The organism is Thalassotalea sp. G20_0 (genome assembly GCF_017744175.1).
Lineage (GTDB): Bacteria > Pseudomonadota > Gammaproteobacteria > Pseudomonadales > Endozoicomonadaceae > Endozoicomonas.
The window spans coordinates 1-890 of the sequence record NZ_JAGHQV010000295.1 but is presented as its reverse complement, the minus strand read 5'-3'; the positions used below and the strand labels follow the sequence as shown (position 1 = coordinate 890).

The window sequence follows — 890 nt, the reverse complement described above, 5'->3', positions numbered from 1 at the left end:
CCTACACCGTGTCGGTGGCGCAGGATCCCTACCAGGATTTGCAGCTGGACACGGAGCTGCTCAGTAACGGCGATTTCAGCACGACCGATGACTGGACCCTGGCCGGGACGGTGGACTTTTACGACAACAGGATGGCCTTCAATGGCGGCAACGGTGCCTCCGATGGTGTGGTGGAACAGGTTATCCAGAGTCACCCGGGGATCAACTACAGCCTGAGCCTGGATTACGGTGCCGCCTGGTCGGACGGGCCAGTGTCCGGTCAGGTGGAGGTGGTTGATGAAGCATCCGGTGAGGTGCTGGCCACACAGGCATTCAACAGCGACTCCATGACCCTGCAAACCCTGAACCTGGCATTCACCGCCTCGTCTGCAGGCAACCTGGTGCTGCGCATCTCCGACACCACCGCCAATGGTGATGGTCGTGACATGGTGGTTGACAATGTCAGCCTGCAGGCCCGCAGCGTTGACAACCCCGACCGGGTGGCCAATAACCCGGCCGTGATCGCTGGCGATGACAGTGCGGCAGTGACCGAAGACAGCAGCGACGTCCTGAGCGCCAGCGGTACCCTGACCATCAGTGACAGCGATGCCGGTGAAGCCCAGTTTATCGCCACCACCATCACCGGCAGCTACGGTGACCTGACCCTGGATGCCAGCGGCCAGTGGACCTACAGCGCCGATAACAGCCAGTCGGCCATTCAGCAGCTCGGGGAGGGAGAAACCCTGACCGAGACGCTGACCGTGACCTCAGCGGATGGCACCAGCCACACCCTGACCATCACCCTCAACGGCAGCAACGACGGTCCGGTACTGGATGTCGCCCTGGCCGATCAGAGTGCCGATCAGGACACCCCCTTCAGCTACCAGCTGCCCGCAGACAGCTTCAGCGAC

The 890-nt window shown here is 62.2% G+C and carries 1 protein-coding gene; it reads left to right on the top strand.

From position 1 onward, the window contains the following. Positions 1–110: 110 nt before the first annotated feature. A partial coding sequence (locus J7438_RS28560; protein ID WP_209278953.1) for a VCBS domain-containing protein occupies positions 111–890 on the top strand: 780 nt, incomplete at its 3' end.